Source organism: Hymenobacter aerilatus, from assembly GCF_022921095.1.
Lineage (GTDB): Bacteria > Bacteroidota > Bacteroidia > Cytophagales > Hymenobacteraceae > Hymenobacter > Hymenobacter aerilatus.
Genome location: NZ_CP095053.1, coordinates 314,308 through 335,780, shown reverse-complemented (window position 1 = coordinate 335,780; position 21,473 = coordinate 314,308). Strand labels below are relative to the sequence as shown.

General features: G+C 58.3%; 16 protein-coding genes. 13 read left to right on the top strand and 3 right to left on the bottom strand.

What is annotated here, in order from left to right; translation table 11 throughout:
• Positions 1 to 33 precede the first annotated feature (33 nt).
• Positions 34 to 4,593 (top strand): translocation/assembly module TamB domain-containing protein, encoded by a 4,560-nt coding sequence (locus tag MUN82_RS01375; protein ID WP_245094191.1) that lies wholly within the window; start codon positions 34 to 36, stop codon positions 4,591 to 4,593.
• Between the two features lie 19 nt (positions 4,594 to 4,612).
• Here MUN82_RS01375 and MUN82_RS01370 read toward each other — a convergent pair whose 3' ends face one another.
• Positions 4,613 to 5,293 (bottom strand): response regulator transcription factor, encoded by a 681-nt coding sequence (locus MUN82_RS01370; protein WP_245094188.1) that lies wholly within the window; start codon positions 5,291 to 5,293, stop codon positions 4,613 to 4,615.
• A 115-nt stretch (positions 5,294 to 5,408) separates the two neighbouring features.
• Positions 5,409 to 6,791 (bottom strand): sensor histidine kinase, encoded by a 1,383-nt coding sequence (locus MUN82_RS01365; protein ID WP_245094185.1) that lies wholly within the window; start codon positions 6,789 to 6,791, stop codon positions 5,409 to 5,411.
• 286 nt (positions 6,792 to 7,077) lie between these two features.
• Here MUN82_RS01365 and MUN82_RS01360 point away from each other — a divergent pair, with 286 nt between their 5' ends.
• The 11 genes from MUN82_RS01360 to MUN82_RS01310 all read left to right on the top strand — a co-directional run bounded on the left by MUN82_RS01360 (position 7,078) and on the right by MUN82_RS01310 (position 18,969).
• The gene (locus MUN82_RS01360) at positions 7,078 to 10,071 is read left to right on the top strand and encodes a glycosyltransferase family 117 protein (protein WP_245094182.1); all 2,994 of its coding nucleotides are present in this window, start codon (positions 7,078 to 7,080) and stop codon (positions 10,069 to 10,071) included.
• Positions 10,072 to 10,206: 135 nt separating this feature from the next.
• Positions 10,207 to 11,100, top strand: a complete 894-nt coding sequence (locus tag MUN82_RS01355; RefSeq protein ID WP_245094180.1) for a cell division protein FtsX — start codon at positions 10,207 to 10,209, stop codon at positions 11,098 to 11,100.
• 72 nt (positions 11,101 to 11,172) lie between these two features.
• Positions 11,173 to 11,496, top strand: coding sequence for a DUF3098 domain-containing protein (locus MUN82_RS22330; RefSeq protein WP_311136415.1), 324 nt, complete (start codon positions 11,173 to 11,175; stop codon positions 11,494 to 11,496).
• Between the two features lie 81 nt (positions 11,497 to 11,577).
• Entirely contained in the window at positions 11,578 to 12,408 is an 831-nt protein-coding gene (locus MUN82_RS01345; RefSeq protein ID WP_245094178.1) for an undecaprenyl-diphosphate phosphatase, read from the top strand.
• A gap of 2 nt (positions 12,409 to 12,410) precedes the next feature.
• Complete coding sequence (gene truB / locus MUN82_RS01340) at positions 12,411 to 13,226, top strand: tRNA pseudouridine(55) synthase TruB (RefSeq protein ID WP_245094176.1); 816 nt, start codon at positions 12,411 to 12,413, stop codon at positions 13,224 to 13,226.
• A gap of 210 nt (positions 13,227 to 13,436) precedes the next feature.
• Positions 13,437 to 14,384, top strand: coding sequence for a bifunctional riboflavin kinase/FAD synthetase (locus tag MUN82_RS01335; RefSeq protein WP_245094174.1), 948 nt, complete (start codon positions 13,437 to 13,439; stop codon positions 14,382 to 14,384).
• Positions 14,385 to 14,628: 244 nt separating this feature from the next.
• The gene (locus tag MUN82_RS01330) at positions 14,629 to 15,828 is read left to right on the top strand and encodes a carboxypeptidase-like regulatory domain-containing protein (RefSeq protein ID WP_245094172.1); all 1,200 of its coding nucleotides are present in this window, start codon (positions 14,629 to 14,631) and stop codon (positions 15,826 to 15,828) included.
• A 78-nt stretch (positions 15,829 to 15,906) separates the two neighbouring features.
• On the top strand, positions 15,907 to 17,115 hold the full coding sequence (locus tag MUN82_RS01325; RefSeq protein ID WP_245094171.1) for a carboxypeptidase-like regulatory domain-containing protein: 1,209 nt from the start codon (positions 15,907 to 15,909) through the stop codon (positions 17,113 to 17,115).
• Between the two features lie 30 nt (positions 17,116 to 17,145).
• Positions 17,146 to 17,841, top strand: coding sequence for a CoA transferase subunit A (locus tag MUN82_RS01320; protein ID WP_245094169.1), 696 nt, complete (start codon positions 17,146 to 17,148; stop codon positions 17,839 to 17,841).
• Between the two features lie 49 nt (positions 17,842 to 17,890).
• Positions 17,891 to 18,268 carry a GxxExxY protein gene (locus MUN82_RS01315; RefSeq protein WP_245094167.1) on the top strand — a complete coding sequence of 126 codons (378 nt, stop codon included), beginning with the start codon at positions 17,891 to 17,893 and terminating at the stop codon, positions 18,266 to 18,268.
• A gap of 44 nt (positions 18,269 to 18,312) precedes the next feature.
• Positions 18,313 to 18,969, top strand: coding sequence for a CoA transferase subunit B (locus tag MUN82_RS01310; RefSeq protein ID WP_245094165.1), 657 nt, complete (start codon positions 18,313 to 18,315; stop codon positions 18,967 to 18,969).
• 142 nt (positions 18,970 to 19,111) lie between these two features.
• Here MUN82_RS01310 and MUN82_RS01305 read toward each other — a convergent pair whose 3' ends face one another.
• Positions 19,112 to 19,345 carry a hypothetical protein gene (locus MUN82_RS01305; protein ID WP_245094162.1) on the bottom strand — a complete coding sequence of 78 codons (234 nt, stop codon included), beginning with the start codon at positions 19,343 to 19,345 and terminating at the stop codon, positions 19,112 to 19,114.
• A 272-nt stretch (positions 19,346 to 19,617) separates the two neighbouring features.
• Between MUN82_RS01305 and MUN82_RS01300 the strand changes: the two genes are divergently transcribed.
• Positions 19,618 to 21,255 (top strand): bifunctional GNAT family N-acetyltransferase/carbon-nitrogen hydrolase family protein, encoded by a 1,638-nt coding sequence (locus tag MUN82_RS01300; RefSeq protein ID WP_245097633.1) that lies wholly within the window; start codon positions 19,618 to 19,620, stop codon positions 21,253 to 21,255.
• Positions 21,256 to 21,473: the final 218 nt, after the last annotated feature.

The following is a 21,473-nucleotide window of genomic DNA, read 5'->3' as shown; positions in this document are numbered from 1 at the left end:
CGTTTCTTCAATTCGCGTTTCTCACTGTATCCTGTGCCTCGTTTCCTCTTCATCACTCTCAAAGCACTACTGGGCCTGGTTGGGTTGGTGCTGCTGTTGGTGGTGGGCTTGCTGATTGCGCTGCGCATCCCGACCGTGCAAACGCGGCTGGTGCAACGCGCCGCCACGGTGCTCACGGAAAAGCTGGGCCAGCCCGTGCGCATCGACCGGGTAGACATCCGGCCGTTTTCCAGGGTGCTGCTCGAGGGCGTGCAGGTGTTGGATAGGCGTGGCAATGAGCTCTTTAATATTGGCCGAGCCGATGCCGACATCAGCCTATTTTCGGTGTTCGACCCAAGCCACTTGCACGTAGGCAAGCTCACGCTGGAGGAGCCGCGCTTCGCGCTGATTACTTACGCCAACCAGCCCGACTCCACCAACCTGTCGCAATTTCTGAGCGCAGTGCGACGGCTGGTCGGGCCGAGCGACACCACCAAAGTCAGCAAGCCGTTTGATTTCCAAATAGAAAGTATCGGTCTGCGCAACGGCCGCTTTATCCTGGACCGGCGCGACGTGCCCCGCGCCCCTACCTACGGGCAGGCCGTGGACTATGCCCACATGCGCGTGGACAGCATCTACGCCGATTTCAGCAACATCCGGCTGGTAGGCGACACGGTGGCGGCGCGTATTCAGGGGCTGCGCACCACCGAAAGCAACTCCGATACCCGCGTGCGGGAGTTGTCGGCGGCTATGATCTATGCGCCTAAGTTCTGGGAGTTTGCGGACCTGATGCTGCGCGTGCAGAACAGCCGTATCAGCAACTACGTCCGCTTCGACTACAACCACTTCTTAAATTTTGCCGATTTCAACGACTCGGTGCAGGTGACGGCGCGGCTGCAACCCTCGCGCCTGTACTCCGACGACATTGCCAAGTTTGCCCCGCAGATTGAGGATCTGAACGAAACCGTGCTCATCTCCGGCCAGGCCAAGGGCTACGTGCGGCGCTTCAGTACCAAAAACCTCGACGTGCGCTACGGCCGCAACACCCACGTGGTGGGCGACATCAACGTGGATGGCCTACCCAATTTCACGGAAAGCTTTGTTGAGGCTCGCTTGCGCAACTCAGTGGTAGATGGGCGCGACCTGCGGCGCTACATCCCGGCCAGCGGGCGCGGCTACGTAGACCGCCTGGGCGCGGTGAAACTGAATGGACAGTTTTTGGGCTACTACAACGACTTTGTAGCCAACGGCTCGTTTGACACCCAACTAGGAAAGGTTGTATCGGACGTCAACCTGAAGTTTAAAACCGACCCGCGCTATTCCAGCTACGAGGGCCAGGTCAAGACCACCGATTTCCAACTGGGCCGCCTGCTGGGCGACCAAAGTGTGATTCGGGACGTGACTCTGAACGGGCGCGTGCAGGGCGTGGGCTTCATCAAGGAGGCGGCGCGGGTGCAGGCCAATGCCACCGTGCAGCGCATCTGGCTGAATGGCTACCGCTACCGCAACATCGCCATCAACGGCAACTTCCGCCAGCAGGCATTTCAGGGCAAGGTGTCGGTAAATGACCCCAACGTGAAGCTGGCCGCCAACGGCACCGTGAACCTGCGCACCGGTGCTGAGGCCTTCGACCTGCGCGCTGATGTGGACCGCGCCAACCTGCGCGCCCTGGGCCTCACCAGTCAGAACGTGACGCTGGCCACCACGGCCGACGTGCAGTTTCAGGGCCTACGCCTCGACGAGCTGGAGGGTAGGGTACTGCTGCGCAACTCCCGCCTCGGCTACCAGGGCAACACCGTACCCATCGATACCTTTGATGTGGTGAGCACGCGCCAGGACGGGCAGCGCCTCACTACCCTGCGCTCGGAAGTGCTGGACCTGCGCGCCAAGGGCAACTTCGACTACACCCGCGTGATTGACGATGTGGAGCGTTTGGTACAGGAATACCGCCTCAACTTTGAGAGCAACGACGCGGCCATTGCCGACTACTACCGCCGCAAGCGCCTACGCCCTACCCCCGAGTATCAGATTGATCTGGACTTGTATATCAAACAGGCCAACCCGGTGCTGCAGTTGTTTATGCCCCAGCTCACCGTGTCGGATTACTCGCGGGTGGATGGGTCGTTCCGCAACGGCAACACGTCTATTTTCACGCTGGGCGGGCATTTTGACGAGATTCGTTACGACTCGGTGCGGGTGCAGGACACCGATTTCAGCGTGACTACCTCCAAGCTGCCCAACCAGCCCGAGGTGCTGGCCCAGGCCAGCATCACGTCGGCGCAGCAGCACTTGCCGGGGCTGGGTGCCACCGAGAACTTCTACGTGGAAGGTGTGTGGGATCAGGAGAAAATCAACTTCTCAACGGCCCTGGCGCAAACCAATACCACCAACCGCGCCCAGATTAATGGGTCGCTGGGTTTCCTACCCGATGCCGTGCAGGTTATTTTTCGGCAGTCGGGCGTGAACTTGCTGGGTAAGCAGTGGACCATAGCGGCCGATAACTCGGTGATGATTTCCAACGGCGGGAAGGAAGTCGACATCAAGAACTTTGTTTTTTCCAACGGCGCGCAGAGTATCAGCGCGCAGGGCGCCATCTCGCGCGACCCAGCGAAGGAGCTGGCCATCAACGTGCAGAACTTTGAGCTGCAAACGCTGGGCGACTTCACCGATAACCGCCTGAAAGGCCGCGTGAACATGCAAGGCACTGTAAGTGGCGTGTTCAACCAACTAGCGCTCGACACTGAACTGAAGGTAGATTCACTGCGCCTCGACAACGTGCTGCTGGGCAGCGTAAAAGGCAAGGGCACCTGGGACGCACCCAACGCCCGCATGGCCGTGAACCTGGATGTGGAGCGCGACAACCACCGCGTGGTGAACGTGACCGGCACCTTGACGCCCCAGGACGTACCCAACCAGCTCAATCTGATTGGTGTGCTCGACGAGGCCCCCGTGAAGCTGGCCGAGCCTATTCTCAGTACACTGTTTAAGGACTTGGGTGGCACGGCCGTGGGTAGGCTGCAACTGACGGGTAGGCTGGCCGCACCTCACCTGGTAGGCACACTGGACGTGGCCGACGGCAAGCTCACCTTTATCTACCTGGGCACCACCTATACGTTCTCCGACCGCATCACCTTCACCGACGACCGAATTGCTCTGAACAACATCCGGCTGTCGGACCCGCTTGGCAACTCTGGCACCGTGGATGGCAACATTTACCACGACGGCTTCCAGAATATGCGGCTGGATTTGCGGGCCAACTTCCGCAAGCTGCAAGCCCTGAACACCACGCGCCGCGACAATGACCTGTACTTCGGGACGGCCTACGCCACGGGTACGGCCCGCGTATCGGGCCCTACCGACGATTTGCTGGTGAACGTATCGGCTCGAAGCGAAGCGGGCACGCGGGTATTCCTACCCTTTGATAACGCGGCTAAGGCCCAACAGGCCAATTATATCCGGTTTGTCAACCACAACATTCGGGACACGACGACCGTGCAGGTAGCTACCACCGACACGGCCAAGGTAGATCTTTCGGGGCTGCGCCTGAACATGAACCTGGACGTGACGCCTGATGCCTACGTGGAGATTCTGCTGGACGAAAGCACCGGCGACATCATCCGCGGCACGGCCAGCGGGCAGCTCCGCTTGAACATCGACACCCGCGGCGACTTCAACATGTACGGGCAGATTGAAATTGTGCGCGGCGCTTACAACTTTACCCTACAAGGCCTTGTCAATAAAGAATTTATCGTGCGGCCGGGCGGTACCATTGCCTGGAACGGCGACCCGCTGCAAGGTCAGATGAACCTGACGGCCGCCTACACGCAGCGCACCTCGGTAGCGCCGCTGCTGGCCGGCAACTCGTCGGTGGTGCCCGTAACGGCGGTGATGAACCTGAGCGGCCCCCTACTCCTACCCCAGATCAACCTGAATCTGGAGTTCAACGATATTCCCTCGTCGCTGGAAGGGGATTTGGCGCCGTTCCTATCGGCGTTGCGCAACGATGAGCAGGAGCTGAACCGGCAGGTATTCAGCTTGATTGTATTCCGGCAGCTTACATCGCCAGGCACGTTGTCGTCGGTGTCGTTTCGAGGTTCGGATAACGCGTTTGGCAATAGCGTGGGGCAGGTGCTGAGTACCCAGCTCAGTGTGCTCACATCGCAAATCGACCCCAATCTAGAAATCAGCTTCAATCTGAATGGTTTGAGCGCCGAGCAGTTGCAGGCCTTGCAAGTGCGTCTGAGCTATTCTTTCCTGAACGGCCGACTGCGAATCACCCGCGAGGGTGGTTTCACTACTAATTATAATAATAGCACCATTTCTAATCCTACCAATACGGCACAGGTGCAAGGCTCTCTGCTTGGCGACCTAAGCCTGGAATACTACCTGCGTCCCGATGGTAAATTCCGGGCACGCCTGCGCTATGAGACAACCCCGCGCGACTACTCGTCTATTGCCAACTTGCAAAACCAGCAGCGTGCCGGCATAAGCTTGCTGCACACTGAGCAGTTCAACACTTTTAGGGAGCTATTTGCCCGTAAACGCGTCCGCCGCCGCGATGCCACTCGCAAAGAGTTGAACATCGACGACGACCCGCGCACGAACATCAAGTAGGGACGCGTTGCAGAAAACCCTACATCACCAGCTTATAGCCAATACCGCGCACGTTTAGGATTTGTACCTGCGGGTCGGCGCGGAGGTAGCGGCGCAGGCGGGTGATGAATACATCGAGGCTACGGCCATTGAAAAAATGGTCCTGCCCCCAGAGGTCGAGTAGCACCGTGGAGCGCTCCAGCACGTGGTTGCGGTGGTCGTAGAGGCGCCGGAGCAGTTCCGATTCGCGGTGCGTCAGCTCGATTTCGGTGTCGGCCAGCCGCAGTTTTTGTTGGGTAGGCGCGAATACGTAGCGTCCTATTTGCAAAAGCTCCTGGGGCGCCGTGCTGGTGGCAGGCACGGAGCGTTGCAGCAGCGCCCGGATGCGCACTACCAGCTCGTCTATACTGAAAGGCTTCTTGAGGTAGTCGTTGCCGCCCAACTCAAAGCCGCGCACGACGTCGGCGGGTTGGGAGCGTGCCGTGAGAAAGATGATGGGCACCGTGGTGTTTTCGCGCCGCAACTGTTCGGCTAGTGAGAAACCATCTAGGCGCGGCAGCATTACATCGGCCACCACGATATCAGGTGTGGTTTGGCGAAACAGGCGTAGCCCTTCTTCTCCATCAGCAGCGTGCTCTACCGCAAACCCACGTACCTCTAGGCTGTCTTTGATAATCAAAGCCAGCGAGGCTTCGTCTTCGATGAGCAGTACGGTAGGCATGGATCAGGTATAGGGGCAGCTTGCAACTGCCTGTTGCGGTGGGCTTTTGAGTGGATATAGGGTGGAGGGCCAGTCAGTGAAGACATCAGCAATGGCGTGCGCATACAACGTGCTCCTACGGTAGCCATAATGAAAACGTGCTACCCCTACCCTGCTCGCTTTGCAGGTGCAAGTGGCCGCCGTGTCGCTCCACCACTTGGCGCACATAGTACAGGCCCAATCCGAACCCCTTGACAGGGTGCAGGTTGCCGGTAGGCACCCGAAAGAAACGGTCGAATACGGCGGGCTGGTAGCTGGCCGGAATGCCAATACCGTCGTCGGCCACGGTGAGGCGCCAGCCGCTAGGCTCGGGCTGGCCCTGAATGCGGATGGTAACCTGCTCGCGGGAGTATTTAATGGCGTTGTCAATGAGGTTGCTAATGACGTTGCGCAGGTGCAGTCGGTCGCAGTGCACCGCGGTAGCGGCTACGTCTACATCAAAATGCACAGGCTTGGCGCTGGTGAGTTGGTGCTGCTGCACCAGCTCAGCTACCAACTCAGCAGGTTGCACGGTTTCGGGCGTCAGTCGGAGTGGCTCGCGCTCGGCCACGGCCATGTGCAGCACGTGCTCCACCAGCCCCGACAGCCGTGTCAGCTCCTGCTGCGAAATGGCGAGGTAGGCTTTGGCCCGCTGCGGGTTTTGCAACGCCCCAAAGTGCTGCAAAGCCTCCACCGCCGCCGATACGGTGGCAATGGGCGTTTTCAGCTCGTGGGTCATGTTGTTGATGAAATCTTCCCGAATCTCCGACAGCTTCTTCTGGCGCAGAATCGTGCTCAGCATCAACCCGAAACACGCTGTTGTCAACACCAACAAGCCAACCGAACCCGCCAGCAAGCCCCCCATCTGCCGCAGCAGGTAGGGCACCGGCGGCTGGAAGGAAGCCCGCACGGCCACGCCCGGCAGGTGGGGTAAGGCCACGGCGGGCGTCTGCACGGGGTAGCCCATCGGCGCGGCCACCTGTTGGGCGCGCTGGTTGGTGGCCGTAGCTAGGGTATCAAACAGAAACGCGGTTTCGGCCTGGCGCTGGCGCAGCTCGGTTTGATAGGCCTCGGCTAGCTGGCTGAGGTTGAGTGTAGGCGTGCCGGCGTGGCGCAGGAGCAGTTGCAGAAACGCCTGGGCCACGCTATCGTCGTGCCGGCGGGCTGCCAAGGCACCAACTGGCCGTTGGCTGCCCGCTTGCCAGAGCTGTTGCAGCTGGCTTCGGTCGGCTGCATCCAGTTGCCGGATGGGTAGGGCTACGTGGCCGTAGCGGCTGCCCGTAGCGGCCGGTTGCAGCAGTATTTGCGCGGCTGCCAGCTGTTGGCGCTGCACCACCGCCAGCAGCGCTTCGTGGGCCGTGCGGGCAAATTGCGCTGTGTTTAGTTGGTACGTAGTGTAGAGCCAATAGGCTTGAAACCCATTGATACCCAGCATACACAGGCTAATCAGCCAGAAGATAACACGCAGGCGACTTTTCATGGGCGGCACGGCTGAAGGGCGAGTACCTGCAAGTACGGCCGGTGGGGGTAGGGAATCAAGCCGTTAACATTCTTTAACACAAAATAACAGTCGTTTACGTGCGCTTGAGGGTCCTTTGCACCAGTGCAATTACCGATAAAATCATCTGTCATCCTGAGCTTGCGAAGGACCTTCTCACGTCAGCACGATGCTCGTAACAACGACTTGTTCTAGCGTGAGAAGGTCCTTCGCAAGCTCAGGATGACAAGTGGCTTTTCACTGAAATATCCATCCGACCACTGTCTATATGCGTTCGTATTCTCGATTGAATAATGGTGTGGGCTGGGGCGTGTTTGCCCTGAGCCTGCTGGTGTACCTGCTCACGTTGGAGCCCACGGCCTCGTTCTGGGACTGCGGCGAGTTCATCGCCTGCTCCTACAAGCTGCTCGTGCCCCACCCGCCCGGCGCCCCCACCTTCCTGCTGCTGGGGCGCCTCGTGTCGCTGCTCAGCTTCGGCGACGTAACGAAAGTGGCCGTGCTCGTCAACGGCCTGTCGGCCGTGAGCAGCGCCTTCACCGTCTTGTTTCTGTTTTGGTCCATCACGCTGCTCGCCAAAAAGCTGGTGCTGCGCCGCCCCGGCCTGCATGACGACCGGGGCCTGACGCCGACCTTCGGGCAGAGCCTGCTGATTGTGGGCGCGGGCGCAGTGGGCGCGCTCTCGTTTGCCTTCTCCGACTCGTTCTGGTTCAACGCCGAGGAGGCTGAGGTGTATGCCATGTCGGCCTTGGGCACGGCGGCGGTGGTATGGCTGATGCTGAAGTGGGAAAACCGCGCCGATGAGGCCGACAGTGACAAGTGGCTGGTGCTGCTGGCGTATGTCATCGGCCTGAGCATCGGCGTGCACCTGTTGAACCTGCTGGCCATCCCGGCCCTGGGCTTTCTCTACTACTTCCGTCGCCAGCCGCGGCCTACCCTGTGGGGCGGTGTGCTTACACTAGGGGTAGGGTTAGGTATCGTAGGCGCTATTCTAGTCGGCATTATCCCTGGTTTGCCTACGCTGGCCGGCAGCTTTGAGGTGTTCTTTGTCAACTCGGTTGGGTTGCCGTTTAATGCCGGATTGGTCTTGTTTATGGCGTTGTTGATAGGACTGATTTGGGTGGGCTTTCGGCAGAGCTTTCAGCGGCGCAGTCAGCTGCTGAACACGTTCATGCTGTGCTTCGTGTTCATTTTGATCGGCTACTCGTCCTACCTGATCGTGCCAATTCGCAGTTCCTACCATCCTACCATCAACGAGAACAATCCCGAGGATGTACTCTCCTTCGTGAGCTACCTCAAGCGCGAGCAGTACGGGTCGCGGCCGTTGCTGTATGGACCCCACGTGTTTGCGCAGCCAATTGATCAGGTAGATGCCGGCCCGCGCTACGTGCGCCAGGGCGATAAGTATGTGGTGGCCGAGCAGAAGCAGGAACTCGTGTACCAGGATCAGGATAAAATGATCCTACCCCGCATATATACGGATGCTGGTGCTGCTCAGCGGGTATCGTACTATCAGAAATGGGTAGACATTCGGGAGGAGGTAAAGCCGACCATGGGGCAGAACCTGTCGTTTCTGTTCCGCTACCAGATGGGGCACATGTTCTGGCGCTACTTCCTGTGGAACTATGCTGGCCGCGAATCAGACGTGCAGCAGGCCGGCACTGTGTGGCCCACCGAGACCAGCCAGGGCCTGCCCGAGCGCGTGGCCGAGAGCAAGGCCCGCAACCAGTTCTTCGCCATCCCGCTGCTGCTGGGCTTGCTGGGCTTGTTCTACCAGGCCCGCAGCGACGGCAAGAACGCCTTGATCGTGGGCCTGCTGTTCGTCTTCACGGGCCTAGCCATCGTCGTGTACCTGAACCAGCCCCCCATCGAGCCCCGGGAGCGCGACTACACTTTCACGGGCGCTACCTATGCCTTTGCTATCTGGATCGGGCTGGGCGTGCTCGCGCTGGCTGACTTGCTGGGCAAGCTCGTCAAAGCCGACGCAGCCCGCGCTGGCGCCGTGACGCTGCTCGGGCTGCTGGCACCGGGCATCTTGCTGGCCCAGGGCTGGGACGACCACGACCGCTCGGACCGCTACAACTCCGTGGATTCGGCCAAGAATCTACTCAATTCCTGCGCCCCGAACGCCATCTTGTTCACCAACGGCGACAACGACACCTTCCCGCTGTGGTATGCCCAGGAGGTCGAGGGTTTTCGCACCGACGTGCGCATAGCGGTGCTACCCTATATGAATACCGATTGGCACATCGATCAGATGAGGCAGCGTAGTTATCAATCGGCGCCGGTAGCACTTTCTCTGAGCAGCTCGCGCTACACGCAGGGCACCAACGACTACCTGCCGTACGTCGAAAACCCGAGCGTATCAGAAGTAAACCTAAAAGACTTTCTGCGCTTGGTGCAGGAAGATAGCGACTTGCTCAAAGTCAGTTACGGCGAAGGTGGCCCTACCCTACTTTCTTTCCCATCGCCCAATTTCTACCTGCCCGTCGATACCGCGGCCGTACTGCAAAGCGGTAGCATCCCGAAAGAGCGACGCAGCCAGTTGGTCAGCAAAATGGAGTTCAACGTAAGCAAACGGGCATTGGAGAAAAAGAGCTTGGCTATTCTGGATATACTCGCCACCAATAACTGGAAGCGGCCCGTCTACTTCGCTACCAGCGTGGCGCTGTCGCAGGACCACTTGGGGCTGGAGCCGTATTTCCAGTTAGAAGGGCTGGCCTGGCGCGTGCTCCCGTTGCGCAACCCCGATTACGACCCGCGTGGCAACGACGATGGCTATGTGGCGAAAGAACTACTATACCAAAATCTGATGCAGCGCTTCGCCTACCGCGGCCTCAACAACCCCAACGTCTACCACGACGAAACCAACCTGATGTTTCCAGCCAGCTACCGCGATAAATTCGTACGCCTGGCCAACGCCTACCTTGCCGCCGGCGACACTGCCACCGCCCGGCAGGTTGCTGATAAGTGCCTAGCGGTGCTACCCGATGCAGCCATTCCATACGATTATTACTCGCCGGCGCTGGTACCCGCATTGGTAGCCGGCGGCGAGGTCAAGCGCGCTCAGCAGTTAATGGATGTGCTCCTGGACCGTACTCAACGGGCGCTAACCTACTACACCAGTCACCCCAACCCCCTGATGGAACGGGAGGTAGGTCAACACATGGGCACGGCGCAACAGCTCTACCTAGCCGCCCAACGAATAGGCGACACCCACCGAGCCGAACGTGCTTATCAGTTGCTGGCGCCCTACCTGCGGTAAAATGATGAATAGCAGATGATACGGCTATCATGTTTCGGCTCCGCTCAACATGACAGCTCTACCCTACCCCCAGACCCCAAAACCCCAAGGCCTCAAAAAGCAACACTTCAAAAACTTCACGTTACTTTTGCCGGTATGGCCCAGGCGCGCTCCATTCGCAAAAAGACTCTCGGTAGCTATCCGCATACGATGGTGGTGTTCAGCATTACGCTGGCGCTGCTGGTGGTGGGGTTGTTTGGCACTTTACTGATTTCGGGCTACAAAATCTCTAACCTCGTGAAGGAGAGCATCGAAATGCAGGTGTATCTAGAGCGCGGCCTACCCGAAACCCAGCTTCTGCGCTTGCAGCAGGACTTTGCCAGCAAACCGTACATCGCCTACAAAGGCAACCAGCCGCAGGTGCGGTTTCTCTCCAAAGAAGAAGGCGCCAAGGAATTGATTGACCAGACCGGCGAGGATTTTCAACAATTTCTGGGCGACAACCCCTTGCGCGATGCCTATATCCTCCGCATCAATGCTGACTATGCCGACTCGGTGCAGCTAGGCCGCATTGTGCAGGAGTTGAAAAAGCAAGACGGCGTGTTTGAGGTGCAGTACGTGCAGAGCCTCATCGATTCCATCAACCAGAACCTGCGCCGCTTCAGTCTGGTGCTGTTGGGCTTTGCAGTGGTGCTCACGGTGGTTGTGGTCATTCTCATCAACAATACCATCAAGCTAGCCCTGTTCTCCCAACGTTTCCTGATTCGGAGTATGCAGTTGGTGGGCGCTACCTCGGCTTTTATTCAGTGGCCGTTTCTCAGGCGTGCTACCTGGCAGGGCGTGGCTAGCGGCGTGCTGAGCGGGTTGCTGCTGTGGGGCTTGCTGCAATACGCGGCTCTCAACGTACCCGAAATTCAACTATTTCTAGATCAGCGCCTCCTTTTGGTCCTGTTTGTGGTGATGGTAGCGTTAGGAGCCAGTATCGGCTTTTTCAGCTCCTATCGCGCCGTGAAGAAATATCTGCGCTTGTCGCTGGACGATTTGTATTAAATAGATTCTTAGGCTTTTGGTTATCTATAGAACATCCAACCAAGCCCCTCCGCCTCCAAGACCTCTACTCTCATGAATCAACGCTTTGCTTTTGGTCCCCGCAACTACCGCCTGATGTTTATTGGACTGGCAGTGCTAGCGGCCGGTTTCATTACCATGACCCTCGACTCGACCGATTACGGCGAAGGATTCCTGGGTATCACGCTCGGGCCGATTCTGCTGGTTATCGGATTTCTGATTGAGTTCTGGGCCATTATGGCCAAGCCCGGCGGCCCTGTCGAAACGCCCAAGCCTACCCAGGATACCATGCCTACCCCCCTGGCTACCCCACCCACTACGCCCGTTGCGCCACCCACGCCGGCGCCGCGCCCTACCTACAACAAGCCGCGCTCCTAGAGGGCGCACGCATCTTTTACATTTCTGCTAGTCAGAACCAAAGCTAGTAGCTAACCGCTATCGGCTATCAGCTTACGCACAATGACGTATTGGCAAGCCATCCTCCTGGCCATTGTGGAGGGACTCACCGAGTTTTTGCCCGTGTCGAGCACCGGGCACATGATTATCACGTCGGCCCTGCTGGGCATCACGGCGACGTCGTTCACCAAACTCTACCTGGTGGTTATTCAGCTGGGGGCCATTCTGTCGGTGCTGGTGGTGTACTGGCGCCGGTTTTTCCAGAGCTTCGATTTCTACCTGAAGCTGCTGGTGGCTTTTCTGCCCATTGTGGTGGTAGGGCTGCTGCTAAAAAAGCACATCGATGCGTTGCTGGAATCGGTGACGGTGGTGGCGCTGATGCTGGTGGTAGGCGGCGTAGTGCTGCTGTTTGTAGATAAGTGGTTTCCGCAACAGCAGCAGGAACGCGGCGGCCACCCCGTAACGACGCCTAGCTACCGCGAGGCCTTTATAATTGGCTTGTTTCAGTGTATTGCCGTAGTGCCGGGCGTAAGCCGGTCGGCCGCTACCATTATTGGGGGCCTTACGCAGAAGCTGACCCGCCGCGCTGCTGCCGAGTTTGCCTTCTTTCTGGCTATGCCTACCATGACTGCCGCTGCCGCCAAAGACCTCCTCGATTACTACCAGGAGGCCTCCGAGCAAGGCATTCAGCTGGGAGATTTGTTTTCACGCGACGAAATAATGCAGCTCCTAGTAGGCAACGTGGTGGCCTTTGTAGTGGCGCTGCTGGCTATCCGGCTGTTCGTGAATTTTGTGGCCAAGTATGGTTTCCGCGCCTTCGGTGTCTACCGGATTATTGTGGGCGGTATTCTGTTGCTGCTGATTGGTCTGAAAATCAACCTGCAACTGGTATAGGTATGAGCACGAGAACCTTGGCTGATTTCGACTTTGAAGCGGGCGAAGTCCTGTTGGTAGACAAGCCGCTCACCTGGAGTTCGTTTGATGTGGTGCGCAAGGTGAAAAACACCTTGCGGCCCCGTAAAATTGGGCACGCCGGCACGCTAGACCCACTGGCTACCGGCTTGCTGATCTTGTGCACGGGCAAGCTCACCAAGCAAATCGACCAGATTCAGGCGCAGGAAAAGGAGTACACCGGCACGTTCCGCCTGGGCCAGACCACGCCCAGCTTTGACCTGGAAACGCCCGTGGACCACGAGGCGCCCTACCAGCACCTCACCGAAGCCGACCTGCTGGCTGCTGCCCAGCAGTTTGTGGGCGCCATTCAGCAAACGCCGCCGCTGTTTTCGGCGGTGAAGGTGAACGGCGAGCGGGCCTATGAGGTAGCCCGCCGAGGTGGCGAGGCCGAAATCAAGAGCAAGGAAATCACCATCAAAGCCTTCGAGCTAACGCGCATAGAGCTGCCAGAAGTGGATTTCCGGGTGGTGTGCAGCAAGGGTACCTACATCCGCAGCCTCGCCCGCGATTTTGGCGTGGCGCTGGGCTGTGGCGCCCACCTCACCAAGTTGGTGCGCACGCGCATTGGCGAGTACCGGCTAGAAGACGCCTTTACGATGGAAGCTATTCAGGCGCTGCGCCCGCCCCGGCCCGAGGGTAGCGCCCCGCGCCCAGAGCGCCCGCGTAAACCGCGCCCAGCCCGCACTGGCATCGAGTTTTACGAAAATAATTCTGGGAGTAACTCAGAGCAGCAGAAAGAAAATAATCTATCCTCCTGAGCCTGCGAAGGGCCTTCTCACAGTAGAACGAATCGTTCGTACGTCAGCCGTTCTGCGGGCATAAGCACCTTCGTCGCCGCTTGATGCGCGGAATGCTCAGGATGGCAGATGAAGGATAAAAGACTTTCCGAATTCGCACAACCCTCTCGATATTTGTTCGCTCTCCCACCGCCCATTCATAATTCACAGCTCTTAATTTCTACTTAACAAATGCACGTCGTTCGGGACCCGGCGCAGTTTCCCTACCTCGGCAATGCCGTGGTCACCAGCGGTACGTTCGATGGAGTGCACCTGGGCCATCAGAAAATTCTGCACCGCCTGCTGAAGGTGGGTCAGCAGCACGGCGGCCCCACGGTGGTCATTACCTTCTGGCCGCACCCGCGTCTGGTGTTGGGGCCGCCTCCCTCCCACCCCGAACTGCTGGAGCTACGCTTGCTGAATACGCTAGCCGAGCGCGAAACCAAGCTGCGCGACTTCGGCATTGACTACCTGCTGATTATTCCTTTCACCAAGGAATTCGCGAGCTGGACGTCGGAAGAATTTATCCAGAAAATCCTGCTTGATACGGTGGGCACGCAGCGGCTAGTAATTGGCTACGACCACCGCTTCGGCAAGAACCGTGAGGGCGGCTTCGACTACCTGCACCAGCACGCCGACCGCTACGGGATGCGCGTAGAAGAAATTCCGCGCGAGGATGTAGACGCCGTGGGCGTGAGCAGCACCCGCATCCGCCGCGCCCTGGAAAGCGGCGACGTGGCCACCGCCAACCGCTACCTCGGCTACGCTTACCCCTTCACCGGCATTGTAGTGAAGGGCCAGCAACTAGGCCGCACCATTGGCTATCCTACCGCTAACATCCAGTGCTCAGAGCCGCTGAAGCTGATTCCGGCCCGCGGCGTGTACGCTGTACGTGCCACCACGGCCGCCGGCACCACCCACCCGGCCATGCTCAATATCGGCATACGCCCCACCGTGGGCGGTAATCTAGCTGAAACTGTAGAAGCCCACCTGCTCGACTTCGACGGTGACCTGTACGACCAACTACTTACCGTGGAGTTTGTAGCTCGCCTGCGCGACGAACAGAAATTCAACGGCCTGGATGCTCTGAAAGCGCAGCTAGCACTAGATGCTGAGGCTGCGCGGCAGCAACTAGGATAGTTAGGCTGCCCGGCAGCAGCAAGGGTAATCTTAAGCGCATGGCGCGGGGCTGTGCCCCGTGCCGACTATTCGTGGGCCTCTGGCCCACCCGCTAGCACGATTACGCTGCTACCATTCAGATGAATGCAGGCCAGAGGCCTACCAATAATTGGCACGGGGCACAGCCCCGCGCCATGTACGCCTAACTATCTTTATCGAAACTTCTACGAAACTTTCGTAGTATAGCCATCCATACCTCTCGGTTATGCGGCGCGTTGGCTTTCTACTCCTACTCTTTTTTTGCCTGGCCAAAGCAGCTAGCGCCCAAATCACCGTGCGCGGTGTGGCGCGCGACTCGCTAACGCACGAGCCGTTGGGGTTTGCCAGTGTGTTTTTGGCCAACACCACCTACGGTGCTACCACCGATGCGCAGGGTAGGTTTGAGTTGCGCGGTGTGGCAGCGGGGCCATACGAGCTGCTGGTTTCTTACCTCGGCTACCAGCTCTACCGCAAGGCTATTTTGGTGCAGGATAAGAGCTTGACCGTCAATCCTCAGCTGCTGCCCACTGCCCAGCAACTAGCCGAAGTGGTAGTGCGCCCCCACAAAAATAACCCCGACGACTACCGCACGTTTGAGGAGTATTTTCTAGGTTCCACTACTTTCTCGCAGCAGTGTCGCATCCGCAACCCCGACGACGTGCTGGTAGACTACGACCCGCAGGCCAAGGAGCTGACCGCCACCAGCCGCGACTTTGTGCTGGTGGAAAATCGAGCGTTGGGCTACCGTGTGAAGTACTACGGCCTGCACTTCTCGGTCGATTTCAAGCGGCAGTTTGTACAGTTCTACGGTTCGCCGGTATTTGAGGAAATGCGTGCCCGCAACGCCCGGCAGCAGCGGCGCTGGGCCGACAACCGCCGGCAGGCCTACCATGGCTCGCAGATTCATTTTTTGCGCAGCGTGTACGAAAACCGGGTGGAGGACCAGGGCTTTCGAGTGCAGAAGCTGCGTATTGTAGACAACCCACGCCGGGCCCGCGCCGATAGTATTATGCAGCATCTGCTGGCTACCTTACCACCCGGTCAATCGTTGGTACTGCCTGACTCGTTACAGCGCCAGCGGCAGGAGCCGCGCAGCTACGGCTACCTCTACACCCGCCCTCTACCCATTGACAGCCTGCGCCAGTTGGTGGCTGATACCTGCCAGCTGCGCTTCCACGACCTGCTGCAAATCACCTACCTCCCCGAAAAGCCCGACCCGCGCTACCGGCCGGAAGTACCTGGCCAGCTGCAACCCGGCCCCGCCCCTACCGAGGAGGTATCGACTCTCTACTTACAAGTGCCCAGCGTGCAGATTTTCCCGAACGGCCGCCTGGCGCACCCGCTGGCTATTTACAACGATGGGTACTGGGGCTTCGAGAAAATGGGTGAAATGCTACCCTATGACTATATTCCGCCGAAGCAATAGCGTTTTAGCAGCGGCCTGCTCCCGAAACGCGCTATGTCCTTACAGACAGCTTTTAGTAGTACGCTATATCTTCTTATTATGCCTTCTATCTATCGCATTGGGTTGTTGCTGTTATTTGCACTGATTAATGAATATGCGCTGGGGCAAAGCACACTAAGCGGCCAAGTACTTGACGCGCAGAGCAGTAAGCCCCTGGAAATGGCCAACGTTTTTTTTGCCAACACCACCGTGGGTACCCCTACAGATGCGCAGGGGAAATTTGCGTTTCCTACCCTGAAGGCGGGCTCTTACACATTAGTGGTTTCCCACCTGGGCTACCAGCTCTACAAACAGACCATCACGGTAGCCGACGCCCCGCAGACCTTCATCATTCAGCTGGCGCCTACCACCAACCAACTTAGCGAAGTGGTGGTGCGCCCCCACCGCAACCGCCCCGCCGACTACGCCCGGTTCACCCAACGCTTTCTGGGTAGTTCTTCTTTTTCGAAGCAGTGTAAAATCCGTAATCCAGATGGAGTAGTGGTGGAGTACGACGACCAGAAAGACGTGCTTATGGCCTACACGCCCTACCAGCTACAGGTAGACAACGAGGCCCTGGGCTACCGCGTCACGTTTTATGACCTGGATTTTCAAGTGAACTACGGGCAGCAAACCACTTATACCGATAGTCAGGTCAGCTTTCAGGACCTGACACCGCGCAACGAGCGGCAGCGCCGGCGCTGGGCCGAAAATCGACAGCGTGCGTATCAGGGCTCGTTCATGCATTTTCTGCGCAGTGTGTACCGCAATGAGGTAGCAGAGGCGGGCTTTCGGGTGCAGCGCTTGCAGCGCGAGGAAAACCAGCACCGCGCCTGGGCCGTCAACTACATGCTGACGCGCAGCACGCTGGGCGTACAAAGCCGCGGCCTACCCATGGCCGTGGTGCATGCCCTGCGCGAGCCGCCTATCACGTCGGCCCTCAGCCCCGATGCGCTACCCAGTGACAGCATGCGACGGTATGCGCCGCCCCAAACGTGGCTGCGGTTCCGGGGACTGTTGGCCGTGACGTACGAGGGCGAAGAGAAAGACCCGGCGTATCAACGGCTGTTTCCAGGGCCAAGGGCCGATATTCGTGCGCAACGCTCGGTGGTGCAGCTGCGCATGCCAGAAGCGGAGGTAACGGCCGCCGGCGTGATACGCACCCTGGGCGCGGTGGTCACGGAGGGCTATTGGGGCTTCGAGCGGGTAGGCGAGCTGCTGCCGCAGGATTACCAGCCCCCGGTGCCGGAGTTGCGTATGAAACGCTAACTTACCCGTCCACCCACTCTACCCCCACCCATGATCAACAAAGTAGTACCCGATGCCCAGGCGGCGCTGGCGGGCCTCACTGATGGCATGACCCTGATGCTGGGCGGCTTCGGCCTGTGCGGCATCCCCGAAAATGCCATTCAGGAAATTCTGCGCCGGGGCGTGCGGGAGCTGACGTGCATCAGCAACAACGCGGGCGTCGATGATTTTGGCATTGGGCTACTGCTGCAAACCCGGCAAGTGCGCAAGATGATTTCCAGCTATGTGGGCGAAAACGCTGAATTTGAGCGACAGTTGCTGAGTGGAGAGCTGGAAGTGGAGCTGATTCCGCAGGGCACGCTGGCCGAACGCGTGCGGGCGGGCGGCGCGGGTATTCCGGCCTTTTATACGCCTGCTGGCTACGGTACGGAGGTAGGCGAAGGCAAAGAGAGCCGCGAGTTCAATGGCAAGATGTATCTGCTGGAAACCGCCCTGCACGCCGATTTTGCCCTCGTGAAAGCCTGGCGCGGCGACACGGCTGGCAACCTCATCTACAAAGGCACGGCCCGCAACTTCAACCCCATGATGGCTACCGCTGGCAAAATAACGGTGGCCGAGGTGGAGGAGCTGGTACCAGCCGGCGAACTAGACCCTAACCACATCCACACCCCCGGCATTTTTGTGCAGCGCATTTTTGAGGGTAGGGAGTACGAGAAGCGAATTGAGCAGCGTACGGTGCGGCGTTAATTTTTCGCGCGGAGTACGCAGAGTTTTGGGGCGTCTGTCTGGAAAACATATGCACGAGAATCAAATTTCTGACCGCGTGATTGGTGCGGCTTTCAAGGTGCACACTGCTTTAGGGCCGGGGTTGTTGGAATCGGTGTATGAAGCCGTTTTGGCGTATGAGCTGCGTAAGTACGGACTGCATGTAGAAACTCAGAAACCCATTCCCGTCATCTATGATGAGGTAAAGCTGGATTTGGGCTTTCGACTTGACTTATTGGTGGAAAACAAAGTAGTAGTCGAGTTAAAATCCATTGAAACGCTGCTGCCCGTGCATCACAAGCAGCTATTAACCTACCTGAAACTCGCCTATTACAAGCTCGGTCTACTCATGAATTTCAACACGGCGCTGCTCCGCTCCCAGCTCTCCCGCCTGGTAAACGGCCTATAAAGACAGACGCCCTAAAACTCTGCGCGCTCCGCGCGAAAAAAACCATGTTAGAAAAAACCCAAATCGCCCAACGCATTGCTCAGGAGCTGCGCGATGGCTACTATGTCAACCTCGGTATTGGCATCCCTACCCTGGTGGCCAACTATATTCCTGAAGGTATCAATGTGGAGCTGCAATCCGAAAACGGGCTGCTGGGCATGGGGCCGTTTCCGACGGAGGCCGAAGTAGACCCCGATCTTATCAACGCCGGCAAGCAAACCGTGACCACGCTACCCGGCTCCAGCATTTTCAGCTCGGCCGATTCGTTTGCGATGATCCGGGGCGAGCACGTGGACCTGACGATTTTGGGTGCCATGGAGGTATCCGAAACCGGCGACATTTCCAACTGGAAGATACCCGGCAAGATGGTGAAAGGCATGGGCGGCGCCATGGACCTGGTAGCTTCGGCCCGCAACATCATCGTGGCCATGCAGCACACCGCTCGCGACGGCAGCAGCAAGCTCCTCCCTGCCTGCACCCTACCCCTCACGGGCGTGCGCTGCGTCAGGAAAATCGTAACGGAGCTAGCTGTGCTCGACGTGACGCCTGACGGTTTTGTGCTGCGCGAGCGGGCACCGGGCGTATCCGTAGAACAAATACAGGCTGCTACAGCCGGCCGCCTGGTGATACCCAAGGGTGATGTGCCAGAGATGCAGCTGTGAGGTAGGAGTTATTGGGATGATACCAAAACGTCATTCTGAGCTTGTTGAGGAATCTCGCGTGCTGATGAAAGATAGTATCCACCGTCAGCACGCGAGATTCCTCGACAAGCTCAGAATGACGTTCTATTTGACCGCCCCTACGTTACTTCTTATGCAAGCTGTCGGCCGATTCGGTCACGACGGTGTTGGGGGCCGTGTATTCGGTGGAGGGCACCGCGGCGGGCATGGTGGGCACGGTGTCGCGCTGGGTGGTATCCTGATGCACTACCACATCGGCATTGGCGGCCGTGGTAGAGTCGGCGGGGGTGGAGTTGCAGGCGCTGAGGCTAGCAGCGGCGGCCAGTAGCCCCAGCAAAGCAAGGCGAGGAGTAGACATTGGCATCGGGGATTAGGATAAGGAGTATGGTTGTCGAAACGAATCCGCGGGGTAGGAGGTTGTAGAATACTGTGCGCCTACTGGTTGCTTCCTGTCTGACTGTATCCGTAGTTTTAACATCAACTACGCCGGTTTCTACGTAGGCGTACCCAAGCAAGCAGTATTCATACTGCGCTATATTCCTGCAATTCAACCTTCTTTTGTATATGCCCGCAACAAGTCCTAACACGAAAACCAGCGGCGGCCACGCTAAAAAGCAAACCCTACCCGGCATGCCCGCCGCTCCCGAGCTACTAAACCACGACGCCACGCCGGCCCACAAGCTGGTATTGCGCACCCTGAAGCGCGGCGACTTCAAAGCCGTGAAAGAAATCATGGACAAGGTGTATTCCAATATGGAAGGTGCCTGGGCCCAGGACGAGTACAACAACCTGCTGAAGAAATTTCCGGAAGGGCAGATCTGTATTGAAGACAACGGCCAGGTAGTGGCCGCCGCGCTGGCTATCATCGTGGAATACAGCAAGTTCGGCGACAAGCACACCTACGCCAAAATTACGGGCAATGGCAAGTTTGACACCCACGACGCCAACGGCGACACCCTCTACGGCGTGGACGTGTTTGTGGACCCCGAGTACCGCTCGCTCCGCCTGGGGCGCCGTCTCTACGATGCCCGCAAAGAGCTCTGCGAAAACCTGAACCTGCGCGCCATGGTGGCCGGCGGCCGAATTCCCGGCTACGCTACCTACGCCAACGAAATGACCCCGGCTAAGTACGTGGAAATGGTGCGTAACAAGGAGCTGACCGACCCCATTCTCACCTTCCAGCTCGCCAACGATTTTTACGTACGCAAGCTCATCCGGGGCTATCTACCCTACGACTCCGAGAGCAAAGCTTACGCCACGCTGCTGGAGTGGATTAACGTGTACTACGATGAGGAAACCGATAAGCTGATTGGTAACCAGAAGTCGAACGTGCGCATTGGCATTGTGCAGTGGCAGATGCGCGCCACGCAAAACCTGGAGGATTTCTTCCAGCAAATGGAGTTTTTCGTGGATACCGTATCGGGCTACAAGGCCGACTGTGTGCTATTCCCGGAGTTCTTCAACGCGCCCATGATGGCCCTCACCAACGAGGAGTCGCCATCGGTGGCCATTCGCTCGATGGCGGCCTACACGGAGCCCATCAAAACCAAGATGATGGAGTTGGCTGTGAGCTATAACATCAATGTGATTGCCGGCTCCATGCCGCTCTACGAAGACGGCAAACTTTACAACGTTAGCTACTTGTGCCGCCGCGATGGTACCGTGGACGAGCAGTACAAGCTGCACGTAACGCCCGACGAAGCCAGCTATTGGGGCATGCGCGGTGGCGACAAGCTGAAATGCTTTGATACGGACTTTGGTAAAATCGGCATCCTGATTTGCTACGACGCGGAGTTTCCGGAGCTAGCCCGCATGCTGAGCGACGAAGGCATGAAAATTCTGTTCGTGCCTTTCTGGACCGATACCAAGAACGCTTACCAGCGCGTGCGGCTTTGCGCCCAGGCCCGCGCCATCGAAAACGAATGCTACGTAGCCATTACCGGCTCGGTGGGCAATCTGCCCCGCGTCGAGAACATGGACATTCAGTACTCGCAAAGCGCTGTGTTTAGCCCCTCGGACTTTGCCTTCCCCCACGATGCCATTGTAGCCGAGGCCACGCCCAATACGGAGATGACTCTGATTGCCGACCTCGACCTGGACTTGCTGAAAGACCTGAATACCAGCGGGGCCGTGCGCAACCTGCGCGACCGGCGCAAGGACCTCTACTCGGTGAGCTGGGTAGGTAAGAACGAGCGCGCCGACGAGCTACTGGAAATGGGCGCCGAACGTGCCCCGAAAACAAGCCGTCGCAAGGCTTCGGCGGAGTAGATTCCTCTCAGCAAAACCGTTTTAGCAAGTTCTTTCGTATCTTTTAGCGTGTGCACTATACCAAACAGCCGCTCGGACTTTCCGGGCGGCTGTTTTTTTAGGGTAGGAGGGTAGGAAGTGAAACGATCTGTCATCCTGAGCAGCGCGAAGGACCTTATGCCCGCAGAACGAGTCGTTGTTGCGCTTGTCGTTCTATCGTGAGAAGGTCCTTCGCTGCG